Origin of the sequence: Brachybacterium sp. AOP43-C2-M15 (genome assembly GCF_052446295.1) — a bacterium.
In the GTDB taxonomy this organism is placed as follows: domain Bacteria; phylum Actinomycetota; class Actinomycetes; order Actinomycetales; family Dermabacteraceae; genus Brachybacterium.
On sequence record NZ_JBQSWB010000004.1, the window covers coordinates 232,921 to 250,211 of the forward strand.

The following is a 17,291-nucleotide window of genomic DNA, read 5'->3' on the forward strand; positions in this document are numbered from 1 at the left end:
GCAACGACGGCGGACGCGCCGGACGGGCGCGGGCGCCCGGTCGACGCTCAGTCGAGCGGGATGCCCCGCTCGGTCAGCACGCGTCGGGCGATGTCGGAGCCGTGCTCGGTGCCGTCGGGATGCTCCTGCCCGTTGCGGGGCCACAGGTGGGCGTCGATGCCGAGCGCACGGGCGGCGGCCACGTTCTCCTCGCGGTCGTCGAAGAAGATCAGCGAGGACGGGATCGACACTCCCCCGGTCTCGTGCGCCAGGACGTCCAGCAGCACGTCGTAGATCTCACGGTCGGGCTTGACCGTCCGCTCCTCCCCCGAGATGACCGCGAGGGTGAAGGCCTCGAACCAGTCGGTGCGGCGCACGGACTCCCCGAAGGCCTCCGAGGCGTTCGAGAGCAGGGCCAGGCGCACCTGATTGCGGGCGAGGTCATGGAGCAGGGCGCGCGAGCGCGGGTCCAGGCGCAGGAAGTATCGGTCGTCTGCCTTCTGCAGCTCGGTGATCTCGTCCGCGGAGAGCTGCTCGACGCCGACGGCGCGCGCGACCGCGCTCCAGTACTGGGCGGGGTCCAGCGCGCCGCGATCATAGGCGGCGCGCTCGCCCCACAGCGCCTGCGCGAGCGCCTCGGCGTCCCCGCCGAGGAGCTCGTGGATGTCCGGCACCGGGTCGTGCCCGGCGCTGAGCACCCCGCCGAAGTCGAAGACGACGGTGGGCTTGGGCGGTGTGCGCCGGCGATTCTTCCTGCTCACTGGTTGCTCACGTCCTCACAGGTGGGTAGGCCTTCGGTGCTGCCGCTCCCGGCGATGGTCTCGGTCGCGGTGAGCGCCTCCTCGAAGCTCGCCACCGCGACGACCTCGAGGCCGTCGGGCTCGTAGCCGAGGACGTCACCGCAGTTGGCGCTGGGGGCCAGGAAGTACTCGGCGTCGGAGTCGACGGCGCCGACCATCTTCTGGCGGATCCCGCCGATCGCGCCCACGGAGCCGTCCTCCGCGATGGTGCCGGTGCCCGCGATCCGCTCGCCGCCGGTGAGCGCTCCGGGGGTGAGCTCGTCGTAGACCGAGAGGGAGAAGATCATGCCGGCGCTGGGGCCGCCGATGCCGCCCACGGTGATGTCGACGTCCATCGGGAACTCGTAGCCCGGGGTGAGCACCACGCCCATCCTCGGGCTGTCGTCCACCGTCTCGGCGGGGACCTCGAGGTCGAGCTCCTCGCCGCCGCGCCGCACGGTCATCGCGACGGTGCCGCCCTGGCCCGCGGCGCGGATCAGATCGCGGTACCCGTCGACGTCCGCCGCGTGCTCGCCGTCGACGGCGACGACCACGTCGCCGGTCTCGAGCGTCCCGTCGGCCGGGCCGTCCTCCTGGACCCCGGCGATCATGACCACGTCCTCGTAGTCGATCCCCAGCTCGTCCAGCGCCACGGCGACCGCACCCTGCTGGGAGGTGCTCATGGCCGCGACGTTGCTGAGGTCCGTCTCCTCCCGGGTCTGGCCCTCGGGGAACACCGCCTCGCGCGGGAGCACCATCTTGGAGCGGTCGAACCAGGCGGCGACGACCTCGACGGGGGTGACCCGGTACCCGGGGCCGCCGTCGACGGAGACGGTCGTCATCATCAGGGCGCCGTCGGTGGGATGGGTCTCCGCACCGTCGATGACCAGGATCTCCTCGTCCTCGTACTCGCCGAGCACGTCGATCGCCGGACCGGGCCGCTCGATGACGTAGGGCACCGGGAGCAGCGAACCGCCGAGCACCATCACGCACAGCAGCGCCAGCGTGACCAGGGCGAGGACCGGGCGGGAGAGCTGCGCCTCGTCGATCGTCCGGGTGACGAGCGCCCGCACCCGGGCAGGGCGGGTCGGCGGGGTCGGCTCTTCGGTCACCCCGACATTGTGCCCCACGCGGCCGCGGTGCCCCGCCCGGCGCCCGTGCGGCGACACGGCCCGCGCCCGGCCGTCCTTCAGCGGCGATCGGTAGGCTGGAGGTGACACGGACTGCTGGAGGTGGCCATGAGCGATTCCCCGATCCCGGGTGGACCCGGAGACATGGACGAAGAGGCGCTGAAGCGCTTCCTGAAGGAGACCTTCGGGGACGCCCTCCCCGACGGCGCCCTGGACGGGCTGGACCTGTCGGCCCTGGCACAGCAGGCGCACCTGCCCCAGGACCCCGCCCAGCTGCGAGCGGCGGCCGCGCAGATGCAGAGCATGTTCGCCGCCCAGGGGGACAGCCCGGTGAACTGGCAGATGGCGGAGGACATCGCCCGTCGTGCCGCGGCCGGGCAGGCCGGCATCCCCGGCATGCCCGACCCTGCCGGCACGCCCGGCGATCCCTCCCCCACGGAGTCCGACGCCGCCGAGCTCCGCCAGGCCGCCCAGGTGGCGCGGCTGTGGCTGGACCCGGTGCTCGCGATCGACGTGCCCTCCACGGAGATCGGCGTGTACGGCCGGGGGACCTGGCTGCATCGCACGCTGCCGCACTGGAAGCCGATCGTCGAGCCGGTCGCGAAGTACATGGCCGGCGCGATCGGGGAGGCGATCGCCTCCCAGCTGGGCCAGATGGGAGACATGGGAGCGGCGGGGATGCCGTTCCCCGGCGGCGATCCCGCGGCGATGATGGAGCGCATCGGCGGGACCATGTTCGGCGTGCAGTTCGGGCACGCCATCGGCTCCCTGGCCCGCGAGGCGGCCGGCACCACCGATCTCGGCCTGCCGCTGGGTCGGGACGGGGAGCCCGCCCTGGTCGCCGCCAATGTCGAGGACCTGATCTCCGCGCACTCGCTGGACCCCGGAGCGGCGCGGATCTTCCTCGCGGCCCGCGAGATCGCGCACACGGCGCTGTTCACCGCCGCGCCCTGGCTGGGCAGGGCGCTGTTCTCCGCGATCGAGGACTACTCGCGCGGCATCACCTTGGATCTGGACGCCCTCGACGAGATGGTCCGCGGGCTGGACCTGTCGGACCCCGAGGCGATGCAGGCCCGCCGCCCCGAGGAGATGTTCGTCTTCACCCGCCGCGCCTCCCAGGAGCGAGCTCTCGAGGAGCTCGCCACCACCCTCGCGCTGATCGAGGCGTGGGTGGACCACGTCACCACCCGCGCGCTGGACGGCAAGCTGCCGGAGCTCGAGGCCATGCGCGAGGTGCTGCGCCGGCGCCGTGCCGCCGGCGGGCCCGCCGAGGAGATGCTCTCGAAGACCATCGGCATCGAGCTGCGGCCCCGCCGCGTGCGCGAGGCCCTGTCCTGGTGGGAGAGCGTGCTGGCGACGGAGGGCGAGTCCGGCCGTGAGGCGAAGTGGGACCACCCCGATCTGCTGCCGACGGCGGAGGTCCTCTCGGGCCGTCCGCAGGCTCCGCGGCCCGCTGCCTCCGAGGACGAGGTCGATGGGCTCTCGGACGTCTCGCTGCCCGAGGACTTCGACGCGGAGCTCGAGAAGCTGCTCTCCGGCGACGGGCAGGACCTCGCGCCGCGCGAGGACGAGCAGGGCGGCCTGCGCGGGCAGTCTCCGGAGGGCCGCGGCGGGGCCGACGGTGACGGGACCGACGGTGACGGGACCGACCGCGACGAGACCGACGGCGGGGAGCCCTCCGCAGACGACGGCCGCTGATGACTGCCGATGACGATGGCCGCTGACTCCGGGGCCGAGGACGGGCCGGGGACCGCGACCGCTCTGGCGCAGCTGCGCCGCGCCGAGGATGCGGTCTCGGGACCCGAGCTCGCCCGCGAGTACCGGGACCTGCTGGCGCGCACCCCGCGGGCGCTGCACCGCGACGGAGGGCCGCGGCATCTCACCGCGAGCGCGATCGTGCTCGACGCGCCCGGCGACCACGTGGCGCTGGTGTGGCATCGCAAGGGCCGCTTCTGGGTGCAGCCCGGCGGTCACCTCGAGGACGGCGAGACGGACCTCGAGCTCGCGGCGCGCCGAGAGATCGCCGAGGAGATCGGCCTGGAGGATCTGGAGCGGGTGGGCGACGGTCCCGCGATGCTGCACCGCCACGGTCTCGACGCCGCCTTCGGCTCCTGCCGCGAGCACTGGGACGTGCAGTACCTGCTGCGCGCTCCGGCGGGGGCGGGCGAGCTGCCGCTCACGGTGAGCGAGGAGTCCGCCGCGGTGCGGTGGGTGCCGTGGCCGCGGCGCACGGAGGGGGGAGGCCTCGACTCCTCCGCCCTGCCCGAGGGCACGGTCCCGGACCTCGCCGGGACCCTCGAGGCGCTGGAGCCCTATCTCGCGCGCTGGAGTCGCTGAGGGGTCGAGCCCTCGCCCTCGATCGCGTCCTCGATCGGCGCCTGCTCCTGGTCCTGGCCCTGTTCCTGGTCCTGGTCCTGGTCCTGGTCCTCGGGCAGGTGCTTCGCCCAGGAGACCCCGTCGAGGAACCCCTGGGCCTTCTCCGCCTGCGGATAGTTCGCCATCAGGGCCGCGAACTCCGGACCGTGCCCGGGGACCAGCAGGTGGATCAGCTCGTGCATCATCACGGAGCGGATCACGTAGTCCGGCATGCCCTGGAGCTGATGGGAGAGCCGGATGGTGCCCTCCGCCGAGGTGCAGGACCCCCATCGCGTGTTCTGCCGTGTGGACCATGTCACCGAGGTGGGGTGCGCGCGGCCGCCGAGGTGCGCCTCACTGACCTCTCGGGCCATCCGCATCAGGTCCTCGTCGCTGCGTCTCCTCGGCGCCCGTCGAGCCTCCTTGCCCGCGAGCTGGTCGACCATCTTCGTCACCCACTGCCGCTCCTGGCGTGCGCTGAAGGTGGCGGGGATGGCGACCAGCAGATCGCCGTCACGGCGGGAGATGGAGACGGTGCGCCGCCGACGGGCGCTGCGCCGCACCAGCACCCGCTCGCCGCGGGGACCGGTGACGTTCTCGTGCAGGACCAGATCGTTCATGGATCACAGCCTCGCACGGTCGCGTGGAGAAAAAAGTTCATCCACACCTGTGCACCGCAGAAGGGCCGGTCAGATCGCCGTGACCGGCAGGATCGACCGTTCCTCCACAGTGCCCGCACCGCCGACGGCGGTCTGTCCACAGCCACGGGCGAGTTGTCCACAGTCGATCCCCGAGCGTCCTTTGACCCGCCCGGTCCGCAGGGGCTAGGTTTCCCTCCACGTGGGACCTCGGGATAACTAGCAGGACGCACACGGGGAAGGTGCGCGTGGTGCTGAGCGCCCCCGAGGTTCCACGGCCCTCACGAGGCCTTCTGCTGCCTTCGGGGCCTCCGATGTCGGCTCGTCGCGCGCACTTCCTCGGCTTCTCACGGAGCCTCCTGAACCCGAAGCGCGCGACGGGCCGCCCCGATCGGACCATCCTCCCGGCACCGTTCCGACCACACCGTCGCTTCCTGATTCGTGCGGCGCACCGGCGCGCCGTTACAGTGAGTCGGTCCCGGCCTCGCGGCGAGCGCCGTGCGTCCGGGGACGAACACCACCGACGAACAACGAGGAGCGGATATGGCCGACGAGACCTATGCCGGAGAGTTCTACTGCGTCAAGTGCCGCGAGAAGCGAGAGGCTGAGGGCAATGTCGTCGTCTCCAACGGTCGTCGCATGGCCAAGGCCGTGTGCCCGGAGTGCGGCACGAAGCTGAACCGGATCCTCGGCAAGGCCTGATCGACGAGCTGCGAGGAACGAGCGGCAGGAGACCAGGCAGCACGCACAGCCTGATCGACCAGCTGCGAGGAACGAGCGGCAGGAGACCAGGCAGCACGCACAGCCTGATCGACGAGCTGCGACGACGGGGCGAGGCACCGACCGGTGCCTCGCCCTTCGTGCGTCCGGGACGGGGTGCGCGAGCGGCCGCCCGCGGGCGCCGGGGCGTCCGGGGCGGCCGCTCGGATCAGGCGGATCACGCCGCGTCCTGCGCCGGGTTCTTCCGGGGCCGGCCGCGGCCGCGCTTGACGGCGATGATGCGGCCGGCGTCGAAGATCGCGCCGCCCCACACGCCCCAGGGCTCGGCCCGGTCGAGCGCGCCCTGTCGGCACTCCTCGATGAGCGGGCAGCCGGCGCACAGGGTCTTGGCCTGCTCGAGGTCGGCGGGACGCTCGGAGAAGAAGAGATCAGCGGCCTCCGTGTCGTGACACGGCAACGTGGTCGCGGAGGTGTCCGCGGGGGTCAGGAAGGTGGTGAGTAGAGATGTCATCGTCTCGCTGCTTCGAAGGTCGTCGGGAGGGACGAGCCCCTGAGGGGCGGGGGCGCGGCGGCGGTGCCGCGCCGGCAGCGAGGGGAGGCCTCGTCAGCTCAGCTGGGCACCGCGGGGGCATTGCCCCGTTCGCGCTGCAGAAGGGAGGGCGCGCCGGTGGGGCGCAGGCCTTCTCCTGCGAGATTCCAGATGATGTTCACTGAGGCCACCCCCTTTCCTGTGCGCGCGTCCCGGTTCCCCGGTCCACGACGTGGACGATTGACAGAGAAGACTCTACACCTCCCGCACTGATTGCAGAAGTATTTTTTGACCTGCAGTTTCACGGCTTCTTCGGGGCTCGGCCGAGAAGCGCCAGCAGCTCGGGGCCGAAGCTCGTGACCTTCGCGGGACCGATGCCGGGCACCTCCAGCAGCTCCTGCTCGGTGCGCGGAGCCCGTTCGGCGACGGCCTCGAGAGCCGCATCGGTGAGGATCGCATAGGCCGGAGTGCCGCGGCGGCTCGCCTGCTCCCGGCGCCAGCCGCGCAGCTCGGCGAGCAGCCCCTCCCCTGCCGGCGAGGGGCAGCCCTCGTGCCGGCCGCGGCGCTGCTCGGCCGGCGAGACCAGTCCCTGCCCGCAGACCCGGCATTCCGAGTACACGGTCGCGGAGCGGCGGCCCGTGCGGCGTGCCCCGGCACCGGCGCCCGCCGTCGGGGCGTCGGGGTGGTCCAGCACCCCGTCGAGGAAGCGGGAGGCCTTCCGAGAGCCGCGCGCCCCGGGTGTGCGGGCGGCCGCCCAGCTCACGGTGAGCAGGTCGCGGGCACGGGTGAGCGCCACGTAGAGCAGCCGTCGCTCCTCCTCGATCTCGGCCGGGGTCCTGGCCATCGAGATCGGCAGCAGCCCGTCGCTCGCGCCGACCACGAAGACGACCGGCCACTCCAGACCCTTGGCGGCGTGCACGGAGGCGAGGGTGACGCCGTCGACCACGGGAGCGGCCTGCGCCTCCGCCCGCTCCTCGAGCTCGCGGACCACGTCGGCCATGGTGGTGCCGGGGCGCGAGGTGACGGTGTCGGTGAGCCCCACCAGGGCGTTGAGGGAGTCCCAGCGGTCGCGGACCGCGCCGGTCGTCTCCGGGGCGGCGGGCGACCAGCCCTGCTGGGAGAGGACGTCGCGCACGGCGCGCGCGGGGTCGAGCTGCTCGACCCGCGTCGCGGCGCGCAGGGACACCATCGCCCGGCGCACCTCCTGGCGCTCGAAGAAGCGGTCCCCGCCGCGCACCAGGTAGCCGATGCCGCGGAAGGTCAGCGCCTGCTCGAGGGCCTCGGACTGGCTGTTGGTGCGGAACAGGATCGCGATCTCGGCGGCGGGCCGGCCCTCCTGGACCAGTGCCGCGATGCGATCGGCGACGCCGTCGGCCTCGGCGGGGTCGTCGGCGAACGACTCGACGATCGGCGGCGGCCCGGTGGGCCGCTGGGAGACCAGGGTCAGGCGGGTCTCCCGGGTGCGGCCCTGCGCGCCGTCGAGGACGGTGTTGGCCATCCGCACGATCTCCGGGGTGGAGCGGTAGTTGCGCTCGAGCCGGATGGTGCGGGCACGCTTGAACTCCTTGCGGAAGTCCAGCAGGTAGGAGGAGCGGGCGCCGGCGAAGGTGTAGATGGTCTGGGCGGCGTCGCCGACCACGCAGAGGTCGTCGGAGGTGCCCAGCCACAGGCGCAGCAGCGAGTGCTGGAGCGCGGAGACGTCCTGGTACTCGTCGACCACGAAGTGCTTGTACTGGCTGCGGACCTCCCGGGCCACGTCGGCGCGCTCGGTGAGGAAGCCGACCAGGTGCAGCAGCACGTCCTCGAAGTCGATCACGCCGCGCTCCTTCTTCACCTCCTCGTACTGGGTGAGGATGCGCGAGATGGAGCGGGAGTCGAAGCCGGCGACGCCCGGCCGACGGGTCTGTGCCGCGGCGTCCGGATAGGACTCGGGGGTGAGCATCGAGACCCGCGACCACTCGACCTCGGCGACGATGTCCCGCAGAGCGGCCCGGTCCACGCTGAGGTGGAGGCGCTGGCACGCCTCGCCGATGCCGGCGAACTTGTTGGGCAGGAGATCGGGCATCGGACCGCCCACCACGCGCGGCCAGAAGTGGCGCAGCTGCCGCAGGGCCGCGGCGTGGAAGGTGCGTGCCTGCACCGCGGGCACCCCGAGGTCGCGCAGGCGCGAGCGCATCTCGGCGGCGGCCTTGGCGGTGAAGGTCACCGCGAGGACGTGACGGGGGTTCAGCTGGCCGGTGGAGACGCCGTAGGCGATGCGGTGGGTGATCGCGCGCGTCTTGCCGGTGCCGGCACCTGCGAGCACGCAGATCGGCGCGCCGAAGCTGCGGGCGACCTCGCGCTGCTCGGGATCGAGGGCGGCCAGCAGCGACTCCGGATCCGCGGGGTCCGTCGGAGCGGGATCGGTCGGCGCCCGGTCGAGCGGCGCGGGGTCGGCGGCGGCGGAGCGGGCGGCAGCGGAGTCGGCGGCAGCAGGGTGGTCGGTCATCACTGATCATCCTGCCAGGGCGGTACGACGACCCGCGGGGCGCTGTGGACGGCGCGTGCGCCACACCACCCCGCGGGCAGCCCGGGCCCCGGGCTGCGCCTCGCGGCTCAGACCCGGGCGGAGCGTCCGTACCAGTCGTCGATGAGCGCGCGTCCCATCGAGGCGGGGCCCGGGAGCTCGATCTCCTCCGCCGCGAGCGCGGCCGCGAGCTCCTCGCGGGAGTACCAGCGCGCCTCGGCGATCTCCTCGTCCTGGAGGGTGAGCTCGGACGCCTCCGGGGCCCAGGCCCGGTAGCCGAGCATCAGCGAGCGGGGGAAGGGCCACGGCTGGCTGCCCACGTACTCGACCTCCTCGACGGTGACGCCGACCTCCTCGGCGACCTCCCGGGCCACGGCGTTCTCGAGGCTCTCGCCCGGCTCGACGAAGCCGGCGAGCACCGAGTGGAACCGTCCTCGGAAGTGCGCATTGCGCGCCAGCAGCAGACGATCGCGGCCGTCCCGCACCGCCATGATCACGGCGGGGTCGGTACGGGGGAACTGCTCGACGCCGTCCTCGCGGCAGCGCAGCACCCATCCGGCCATCTCCGCCTCGAGAGCGGCGCCGCACAGCGGGCAGTGGCGCATCGAGCGGTGCCAGAACCCCATCGCGACGGCGGCGGCGGCCAGGTCGGCGTCGTTCTCGGCGATCTGATCGGCGACGCGCCGGAGGTCGCGCAGATCACGACCCGGAGCGTCGAGCTCGGCGCTGGGCTCGGGGATCTCGACGGCCAGCACCCGGTGCCCGTCGCGCCGGCCCAGCAGGACCAGCGGCTGGAGGGTGCCGCCGCGGGGGTCCTCGGTCTCGAGCACGGCATGGAGGGTCCCCTGGTCGTCCTCCTCCAGGCAGACCGCACCGGCCCTGGTCACCAGGTAGCGGGCGTCCTCGCCGGGAGCGAGCACCTCCGGGTCGGAGCGCAGCAGCGCATCACGATCGGAGCTGGGGAGGGTGAGTGGGGTGCTGAGGTGGGGACCGCGGAGCTTCGCCATGGTTCGAGCCTACGCGGCCCAGCCCCTCGTGCCGGGTACGGTGGAGGCGTGCATCGCAACTCCTATTCCCTGGCAGCCCTCGCCGCGGCGGCGGTCCCCGGGCTGGTCCCGGTGCGGACCACGCCGATCGCCACCCCTGCCGAGGATCTCGACGTCGCCGGAATCGTCGGGGAGGACGGCCGTCGGGTGATGGTCCTCTCCCCCGGATCGACCGCCTCCGGGGTGCGCCTCGAGCGCGACCTCAGAGTGGCCGACGCCCTGACCGGCACACCGCTCAGCGGGGTCGTCCCGCCCGTGCTCGGCTTCGTGAAGCTCTCCGAGGGCGGTCGCTGCGTCGTGACCGAGGCCCCGGTGGGACGTCCGCTGATGCTCGACGACCTCTCCTCCGGCGCGGAGCTCGCGCAGTCGCTGGGAACGGTGCTGGCCCGGATCCACACCGTGCCGCGCTACGCCGCGGAGGCCGCCGGGGTCGAGTCCTTCACCCCGGAGGTGCTGCACGCGCAGCATCGCGCGAGGATCGCCGAGATCACCGCGGGCGGGCACCTCCCGGCCGCCGTCGCCCAGCGCTGGCAGGCGCTGCTCGAGGACGAGGAGCTGTGGGACTTCACCCCCCAGTTCGTGCACGGTGACCTCTCGGAGGAGAGCCTGTTCCTCTCCGGCCACCGGATCAGCGCGGTGCGCGACTGGTCCTCCTCGAAGGTCGCCGACGCCGCCTCGGACCTCGCCTGGCTGATCTCCTCGCTCGATCCGGAGCGGTTCGACCAGCTCTACGCCGCCTACCGCGAGGAGCTGCCCACCTCCGCACATCCGCGGCTGATGGAGAGGGCGCAGGCCCTCGGCGAGTTCGCCGTCGCCGAATGGCTCGCCCACGGCCTGGCGACCGACGACGCGGAGATCATCGCGGACGCCCGCGGCATGATCGGGGACCTCGACGCGGATCTCGCGCAGATCGCCCGCGAGGAGGCCGAGCGCACCTTCGACGCGATGAGCTCGCACGAGGACGACGAGCCCCGCTGAGGGCTCGCGCCCGACCGCTCCCGGGTCATTCCCCGGCGAGCATCCGCGCGATCCGCTCGCGCGAGGGATGGCGCTCCACCTCGTGGGTGACGCCGTCGGCCACGAAATGGAAGGCGGTGCGGATGCGGGAGACCGGCAGGCCCGTCCGCTCGTGCCAGGCCAGGCGGTAGAGCGAGAGCTGCAGCGCACGTTCGCGCAGCTGGGCGGCGGGAGGGACGCGGCCGGTCTTCCAGTCCACGATCATCACGCCCGCGGACCCGTCGGTCCCCTCCGGATCTGCGAACACCGCGTCGATGACGCCTCGCACCGCGATCTGCCCGATCCGGGTGTGGACGGGGTGCTCGACCACCAGCGGGGAGCGCTCCGCCCATGCGGAGGAGGTAAAGGCCTCGCGCAGCGCGCGGTCGTCGACCTGCTCCTCCTCGCCGTCGACGTCCTCGAGATCCAGCAGGTCCTCGAGGTCCAGCAGTGCCGCACCCTCGTACCGGGACTCGAGCCAGGCGTGGAAGGCGGTGCCGCGGGCGGCCGCGGCGGAGGGGCGCCGGGGCAGGGGCCGCAGCAGGTCGATCGCGGCGGCGCGCGGATCCCGGGCCTGCTGCACCACCTGCGAGGCGGAGAGCCGGGGCGGGGAATGGACGACGGGCGGGGCGGCCTGCTGGGCGAGGTCCGCGATCGCGCGGCGCACCAGCTCGGCGAGCGCAGGATCGGTGCGCTCGAGCTCGTCGAGGACGGCGTCGGCGGGCGCAGAGGACCCAGAGGGAGCTGAAGGTGCAGTAGGAGCGGTGTGCGCCGCGGGAGCGGCGGGGGCGACCTCCGCCAGCAGAGCCGCGGCCCGGTCCCGGGCCCGCTCCCGCTCCCCGGGCGCCGGCGGCCAGGACGCCTGCGGCCGCTCGCTCTCCAGCGGGTTCTGCTCGGGCACCTCCTCGGCCCGGCGGAACCGCTCGGGCACCAGGGACGCGACCTCGGTGAGGTAGCGGGATCGGGGACGTGCCGTGGTGAGCGAGGCCCGCCAGGCGGCGGAGGTCAGCAGCAGCCGGCGCCGGGCCCGGGTCACCGCGACGTACATCAGCCGACGGTCCTCGCGCAGCGACTCCTCCCCCTGGGCGAAGCGGAACTCCTCGATCAGCGCCTCGGCGTCGACCTGGGTGTCGGCCTCCGCCCAGGCCAGCTCCGGCAGGGTGTCCGCGTCGCCGCGCAGGGCGGTGGGGACGGCGGCGGAGGCGAGCCGTCCGAGCCAGCCGTCGCCGGGGACCCGGGTGCGACCGGCCTCGTCGGTCCTCGCACGGCGGAGGTCGTAGGAGGGCACGGTGCCCTCGGTGAGCCCGGCGACGGCGACCAGGTCCCATTCCAGGCCCTTGGCGGAGTGCATCGTCACGATGGTGACGGCGGCAGGGTCGTGCGCGGTCTCCGGGGCGGCGGTGACGGAGAGGCCGGCCTCCTCGTCCTCGCTGATCTCGAGCAGGTCGAGATATGCGCCGAGCCCGCCGCGGCGGGCGGTGCGGTCGAAGGCGGCCGCATGGTCGCGGAAGGCCTCGAGGTCGGCCAGGGCCCGGGAGCCGGGCTCGGTCTCCAGCAGGGTGAGGTCCACGTCGAGCAGCCGGGTCGCCGCCGTGACCAGGTCCGGCAAGGGCAGCGGGAGCAGGCGCCGCAGCTCGCGCAGGATCCGCTGGAGCTGCTCCAGCCGCTCCCTCCCGGTGACGGTCAGCGACCGGCCCGAGGGGTCCGTCCAGTCCACGGGAGGGAGGTCGTCCACCGCGTCGACCAGGGAGACGGACTCGGCCTCGTCCTGCCCTCCGGGCGCCTCGCCGTCGCGGCGCAGCCGCGAGCCGATCCGGTCGCGCCAGCGTCCGAGCACCGCCAGGTCCCTGGCACCGATACGGAACCGCGGTCCGCTCAGCAGACGCATCAGGGCGTCGCCGCGGCCGGGATCGTGCGCGCAGTGGAGCAGCGCCCGCACGTCGGCGACCTCGGGGCGGTGCAGCAGGCCTCCCAGACCCACCACCTCGACCGGGAGTCCCTGCTCCTGGAGACCCTCGACGAGAGCAGGGATCTGACGACGGGCGCGCACCAGCACCGCGGCCGAGGCGGGCGGGGCGTCCTCGGCCGCCTCGGCGCGGCGCTCGAGGATCCAGCGGCCGATGGCGCGGGCCTCGGTACGCTCGTCGGCCGCCTCGACGATCTCGCAGGCCCCCTCCCCCGCTCCCGGCCGGGGCCGGAGCTCGGGGATGGTCAGGCCCGCATCGGCGCCGCGCAGAGGCGCGGCCAGGCGGTTCGCGACCGCGAGCACCGCCTCGTCGTTGCGCCACGAGGTGGACAGCGTGCACTGCAGGACGGGCTGCTCCGCGGTGGCGAACGCGGAGGCGAAGCCCGACAGCGAGGCGGCCGAGGCGCCGCGCCAGCCGTAGATGGCCTGCTGCGGGTCGCCGACGGCGCAGGCGGCGTGGCCGGGGCCGAACAGGTCCGTGAGCATCCGCAGCTGCGCCACGGAGGTGTCCTGGAACTCGTCGAGCAGCACCACCCGGTGCATGCGACGGGCCAGGGCGCTCGCCGCGGGCACCTCACGGGCGACCCGCGCGGCGAGGGAGACCTGGTCGGCGAAGTCCAGGGCGGAGGAGTCGGTGCGGATCTCCGCGAAGCGCTCGAGCAGCGGCAGCAGCGCGAGACGGGATTCCAGGGCGCCGAGCACCTTCGCGACCTCCTTCGGGGTGGTGCGGCGCCGTCCCTCGACCTGCAGCGGGATCCCGACGAGGTGATCGCGCACCTGGCGCAGGTGCGACTCGAGCTCGGCGGGGGTCACCAGGTGGTCCGCGAGGGAGGAGGTCAGGGAGAGCAGGGCGGCGGTGAGCGTGGCCGGGGACGCCTCGAGGTCCAGGGAGTCGTCCCATCCCTCGACGATCTCGTGGGCGAGCTGCCAGGACGCGGAGGTCGACATCATGGTCAGCTCGGGATCGATGCCGACGGCGAGCGCGTGCTCGCGCACCAGGTCGAGGGCGAAGCCGTTGTAGGTGTGGACGACGGGGCGCTGTCCCACCAGGTCGTCCCCGCCGCGCTCGAGACCGCGGGGCAGGGCGAGGCCCTCGGCGCGCAGCGCCCCGGCGAGGGCGGCGAGGCGGGCCGAGATCCGCTCCCCGAGCTCGTGGGCGGCCTTGCGGGTGAAGGTCAGGCCCAGCACCTGGCGCGGTTCGACGATCCCGTTGGCGATCAGCCACACCACGCGCGAGGCCATGGTCTCGGTCTTGCCCGATCCGGCCCCGGCGACCACCAGCATCGGGGCCAGCGGCGCCTCGATGACGGCGGTCTGCTCGGCGGTGGGCGGAGGCTGCTCCAGCAGCGCGGCGAGGGCGGCCGCGGAGTGCCTCGGGGCGGGAGTGCTCACAGCTGCTCTCCTTCGGGCTGCAGGGGGCAGCTGCTGCGCACCGCGCAGTGCGTGCAGTGGGCGTTGACCCGGGCGGTGACCTGCTGCCCGGAGACCTCGTGGGAGACCGTCTCGACGAGGTCGTCGAACCAGGCCGGGTCCTCGGCGCGGGGCAGCGCGGTCTGGGTGCGCACCGCGGCCCGCTTCCCGCCGGTGCCGACGTAGACCAGCTGCGCGCCGTTGAGCCGCTCCGGGGCGTCCGGCCCCAGCTGCTGCGCGAGGGCGCCCTCGCGCACCGCGGCCTGATAGGCGGCCAGCTGCAGGTCCTCCTCCGCCGACGCGGCGGACTTCGCCGCACGACCGGACTTCAGGTCCACCACCCGCAGTCCTGTCGCGTCGCCCTCGATGCGGTCGATGCTGCCGCGCAGCCGCACCCGGCCGAGATCGACCTCGAAGGGTGCCTCCACGGCCAGGGGCTCCCCCGCGCCGCGCAGGTGCTCGGCGAGCAGGCGGGCCGCGTCCTCGGCGCGGCGCACCCGGCGCCTGCCCGACCAGGTCTCCGTGCCCGGCACGGTGCGCAGGAGGCCGTGGAGCTCGGTGAGCAGGTCCTCCTCCCCGCCGACGGGGCCGCGGGGATGGACCTGGGCGAGGTGGTGCAGCGCGGTGCCGATGAGCTGGGCGGGACCGCCGGCGCGGGTCCCTCCGGCCCGCTCCATCAGCCAGGACTGCGGGCAGTCCACCGCCCGTTCGAGGGCCGAGGGGGACAGCTGTATCGTGGTGCCCTCCGCGTGCAGCGGCTCGGTCGAGCTGGGCGCCTGGTGGTACCAGCGCTCGGGGTCGGTCCCCGGCGCGCCCGCGCGCCGCAGCGCGTCCAGGGCGAGGGCGGCGTCCCGGGAGCGCTGCGGGTCCTCCTCCCGCACCCGACGCCGCACAGCGGCGACCAGGCGGCGCGCGTCGGGAGCCGGTCCGGGATCGCGACGCAGGGTCTCGGCGTCGATCCAGGGGTCGGCGGCCGTCGCCGAGAGGGCGTCGAACAGTGCGGAGGGCTCGTTCTGCTCGTCCTGGACGGCGGTGACCAGCACCCGCGTCCGGGCTCGGGAGAGTGCGCCGACGGCCAGGCGCAGCTCGTCGGCGATGACCTGAGCGCGCTGGAGCGCGCGCAGCGCCTCCGCCTCCCGGGGCAGCTCCGCACCGCGGCGGGCGCCCGCCAGGAGCGACAGCTCGGCGGCGCCGAACAGGGTCGAGCGGAGCCGAAGATCCGGCCAGGCCCCTTCCTGGAGGCGGGCGAGCACCACGGTGTCCCGCTGTTCGCCGGCCAGCTGAGCGGGGGCGAGCACGGCGATGCGACCGCGGGCGGAGGCGGCCGGGGCCAGGGTGTCCTCGACCACGGCCTGCCCGCGGACCTGCTCGACCAGCTCGGGGGCGCCGGCGCCGGGGCGCCTGTCGGTGAGGCGCTCCGCGGCGGCGAAGAGCTCGAGGAGCGCGTCCAGGCGCGAGGCCGCCAGGCGGGAGCGGGCGCCGTCGACGTCCCCCGTGTCGCCGAGTGCCGCCCGGCGCCAGCCCTCCGCCAGGCCCGAGGCGTCCCAGGCGTGCCAGAGCACTTGCTGGGCGTCCTGCTCGCGATGCTCCCGCACGGCACGGATCATGGCCCGCACGCGGTGGACGGGGGCGGCGGCGCGGTCGCGGACCTCCGGTGCGGGCAGACCGGGCACGTCCTGGTCGACCAGGGCGCGCGCGAGCAGCTGTTCGCTCGGGACGGTGCTGTCCGGCTCCGCCTCGCGGTGCGCGGCCAGCAGCAGGCGCCGGATGCGGCGCAGCCGGAGCGCATCGGCGTCGCCGAAGGGGCCGCGCAGCAGCTCGGAGGCCAGCCGCGCCTCGAGCGGGGAGCCGACGGGCGCCAGTCCGATCTCCAGGATCGTCATCAGGTCCGCGACGGCCGGGACCTCCCGCAGCGGCTGGGGGCGGCGCGGGATCCGCACCGGCAGTCCGGTGCGGGAGAGGAGGTCGGCGACGTCGCCGACCGCGGCCCCGGAGCGGCAGACCACCGCCATCCCGTCGTAGTCGACGTGCTCGCGGTGGTGGAGGTCGCGCAGGGCGGAGCCGATCAGACGGGCCTCGTCCAGCGGGTCCTCGGCGCGCAGCGCGACCACAGCGCCGGGCTGCTGGGCGCGCGGACGCCGCGCGGCAGGCGGGGCGCCGGCCAGGGGGAGCCTGCCGCGCAGGGCGTCGACCGCGGCGGTGAGCCCGTCGGAGCGGTCGTGCACCCCCGGCAGGAGGATCTCCTCGACGGGGCGCGGCAGCAGCTCGCGGAGCCTGTCCGCGGCGTCGGGGAGCGCCCCGCGGAAGGTGTCCACCGCGGCGTCGGGGCAGCTGAGGACCATGACCTTCGCGCCGGCGGAGGCCAGCGCCGCGACGAGGTCGATCCCGGCGGCGGTGAGGTCCTGGGCGTCGTCGACCACGACGGCGCGGAAGGGCGGCGGGGTCACGGGGTCGGCGAGCAGGCGCACCGCACGGCGCACCACGGCACCCGAGTCGAGGCGGGGCCCGGCGTCCAGCGCCGCGGAGGCCTCGAGATCGAGCACGCCGAGGTAGTCGCGCAGCAGCGCGGCCGCGTCCCGCCATGCCGGTCGCCCCCGCTCGCGGCCGAGCCGCTCGAGGTCCGCCGGGGAGAGCCCCAGGTCCGTGGCGCGGGTGATCAGGTCGCGCAGCTCGGTGCGGAAGCCGGGCAGGGTGCGGGCGCCCGGGTCGACCTCCAGGTGCCAGGCGCTGCGCTGCGCGATCAGCTCCGCGAGCAGTCCGTCCTGCTCGGCACCGGTGACCAGGGTCGGCTCCCCCAGTCCTCGGCGCAGCGCGTCGGCGCGCACGATCGCGTGCGCGAGGGCGGGCGGGGTCATCGCCCGGGCCTCCCCCGTGCCGTGGACCGCGAGGGCGTCACGCAGCCGACCGGCGGCGACGCGCCGCGGCGCCATCAGCAGCGCGCCGCCCGCACCGGAGCGGTCAGCGGTGTCCGGGACCGCGGACCGTTCCGCGGCGACGAGGGCGAGCGCGGTGCGCCCCCCGCCGGGACCGCCGTGGACGATCACGTCGCCGCCGCCGAGGAAGCGGTCCAGGGCACGGCACTGCGCCTCGTCGAGCGTCTCCGCGGCGAGGACGGCGGGCAGCGACGCGAGGTCGGGTCCGAGCAGTCGGATGCCCTCGCCCGTGATCGTGCCCGTCCGTCGCATGCCCCCATTCCACCTCACGCGGGAGACATCCGTCCGTGTCCGCATCGCGACG

At 74.4% G+C, this 17,291-nt stretch carries 12 protein-coding genes; 4 read left to right on the plus strand and 8 right to left on the minus strand.

Going from position 1 to position 17,291, the window contains the following annotated elements:
• Positions 1-47: 47 nt before the first annotated feature.
• Positions 48-740, minus strand: coding sequence for an HAD family hydrolase (locus ACT3SP_RS06290; RefSeq protein WP_444586404.1), 693 nt, complete (start codon positions 738-740; stop codon positions 48-50).
• Entirely contained in the window at positions 737-1,870 is a 1,134-nt protein-coding gene (locus tag ACT3SP_RS06295) for a YlbL family protein (RefSeq protein WP_444586405.1), read from the minus strand. Before ACT3SP_RS06295 ends, ACT3SP_RS06290 begins: the two co-directional genes overlap by 4 nt.
• A 126-nt stretch (positions 1,871-1,996) precedes the next feature.
• Here ACT3SP_RS06295 and ACT3SP_RS06300 point away from each other — a divergent pair, with 126 nt between their 5' ends.
• Complete coding sequence (locus ACT3SP_RS06300; RefSeq protein WP_444586406.1) at positions 1,997-3,586, plus strand: zinc-dependent metalloprotease; 1,590 nt, start codon at positions 1,997-1,999, stop codon at positions 3,584-3,586.
• 9 nt (positions 3,587-3,595) lie between these two features.
• Entirely contained in the window at positions 3,596-4,225 is a 630-nt protein-coding gene (locus ACT3SP_RS06305; RefSeq protein ID WP_444586407.1) for an NUDIX hydrolase, read from the plus strand.
• Here the strand turns inward: ACT3SP_RS06305 and ACT3SP_RS06310 are convergent.
• Complete coding sequence (locus tag ACT3SP_RS06310) at positions 4,201-4,863, minus strand: M48 metallopeptidase family protein (RefSeq protein WP_444586408.1); 663 nt, start codon at positions 4,861-4,863, stop codon at positions 4,201-4,203. The genes ACT3SP_RS06305 and ACT3SP_RS06310 overlap by 25 nt on opposite strands.
• A gap of 561 nt (positions 4,864-5,424) precedes the next feature.
• Between ACT3SP_RS06310 and ACT3SP_RS06315 the strand changes: the two genes are divergently transcribed.
• Entirely contained in the window at positions 5,425-5,583 is a 159-nt protein-coding gene (locus ACT3SP_RS06315; RefSeq protein ID WP_010551122.1) for a DUF5679 domain-containing protein, read from the plus strand.
• A 235-nt stretch (positions 5,584-5,818) separates the two neighbouring features.
• Here the strand turns inward: ACT3SP_RS06315 and ACT3SP_RS06320 are convergent, their stop codons facing one another.
• The 3 genes from ACT3SP_RS06320 to nudC all read right to left on the minus strand — a co-directional run bounded on the left by ACT3SP_RS06320 (position 5,819) and on the right by nudC (position 9,643).
• Positions 5,819-6,112 carry a WhiB family transcriptional regulator gene (locus tag ACT3SP_RS06320; protein ID WP_444586409.1) on the minus strand — a complete coding sequence of 98 codons (294 nt, stop codon included), beginning with the start codon at positions 6,110-6,112 and terminating at the stop codon, positions 5,819-5,821.
• A 319-nt stretch (positions 6,113-6,431) separates the two neighbouring features.
• Positions 6,432-8,618 carry an ATP-dependent DNA helicase UvrD2 gene (locus tag ACT3SP_RS06325; RefSeq protein ID WP_444586410.1) on the minus strand — a complete coding sequence of 729 codons (2,187 nt, stop codon included), beginning with the start codon at positions 8,616-8,618 and terminating at the stop codon, positions 6,432-6,434.
• A gap of 107 nt (positions 8,619-8,725) precedes the next feature.
• Positions 8,726-9,643 carry an NAD(+) diphosphatase gene (nudC, locus tag ACT3SP_RS06330; RefSeq protein WP_444586411.1) on the minus strand — a complete coding sequence of 306 codons (918 nt, stop codon included), beginning with the start codon at positions 9,641-9,643 and terminating at the stop codon, positions 8,726-8,728.
• A gap of 48 nt (positions 9,644-9,691) precedes the next feature.
• On the opposite strand from nudC, the gene ACT3SP_RS06335 reads away from it, so the two are divergent.
• A complete protein-coding gene (locus tag ACT3SP_RS06335) occupies positions 9,692-10,660 on the plus strand; it encodes a phosphotransferase (protein WP_444586412.1) in 969 nt (322 codons plus the stop codon).
• Positions 10,661-10,685: 25 nt separating this feature from the next.
• Here ACT3SP_RS06335 and ACT3SP_RS06340 read toward each other — a convergent pair whose 3' ends face one another.
• Together ACT3SP_RS06340 and ACT3SP_RS06345 are read right to left on the minus strand one after the other, a co-directional pair.
• Positions 10,686-14,036 (minus strand): ATP-dependent helicase, encoded by a 3,351-nt coding sequence (locus ACT3SP_RS06340; RefSeq protein WP_444586413.1) that lies wholly within the window; start codon positions 14,034-14,036, stop codon positions 10,686-10,688.
• Positions 14,033-17,239, minus strand: a complete 3,207-nt coding sequence (locus ACT3SP_RS06345) for a PD-(D/E)XK nuclease family protein (RefSeq protein ID WP_444586414.1) — start codon at positions 17,237-17,239, stop codon at positions 14,033-14,035. Before ACT3SP_RS06345 ends, ACT3SP_RS06340 begins: the two co-directional genes overlap by 4 nt.
• Between the last annotated feature and the right edge of the window lie 52 nt (positions 17,240-17,291).

Excerpts from the sequence above, each read along its gene's own strand:
- ACT3SP_RS06300 (WP_444586406.1), top strand. The coding sequence starts at position 1,997 with ATGAGCGATTCCCCGATCCCGGGTGGACCCGGAGACATGGACGAAGAG.
- ACT3SP_RS06305 (WP_444586407.1), top strand. The coding sequence starts at position 3,596 with ATGACGATGGCCGCTGACTCCGGGGCCGAGGACGGGCCGGGGACCGCG.
- ACT3SP_RS06310 (WP_444586408.1), bottom strand. The coding sequence starts at position 4,863 with ATGAACGATCTGGTCCTGCACGAGAACGTCACCGGTCCCCGCGGCGAG.
- ACT3SP_RS06315 (WP_010551122.1), top strand. The coding sequence starts at position 5,425 with ATGGCCGACGAGACCTATGCCGGAGAGTTCTACTGCGTCAAGTGCCGC.
- ACT3SP_RS06320 (WP_444586409.1), bottom strand. The coding sequence starts at position 6,112 with ATGACATCTCTACTCACCACCTTCCTGACCCCCGCGGACACCTCCGCG.
- ACT3SP_RS06325 (WP_444586410.1), bottom strand. The coding sequence starts at position 8,618 with ATGACCGACCACCCTGCTGCCGCCGACTCCGCTGCCGCCCGCTCCGCC.
- nudC (WP_444586411.1), bottom strand. The coding sequence starts at position 9,643 with ATGGCGAAGCTCCGCGGTCCCCACCTCAGCACCCCACTCACCCTCCCC.
- ACT3SP_RS06345 (WP_444586414.1), bottom strand. The coding sequence starts at position 17,239 with ATGCGACGGACGGGCACGATCACGGGCGAGGGCATCCGACTGCTCGGA.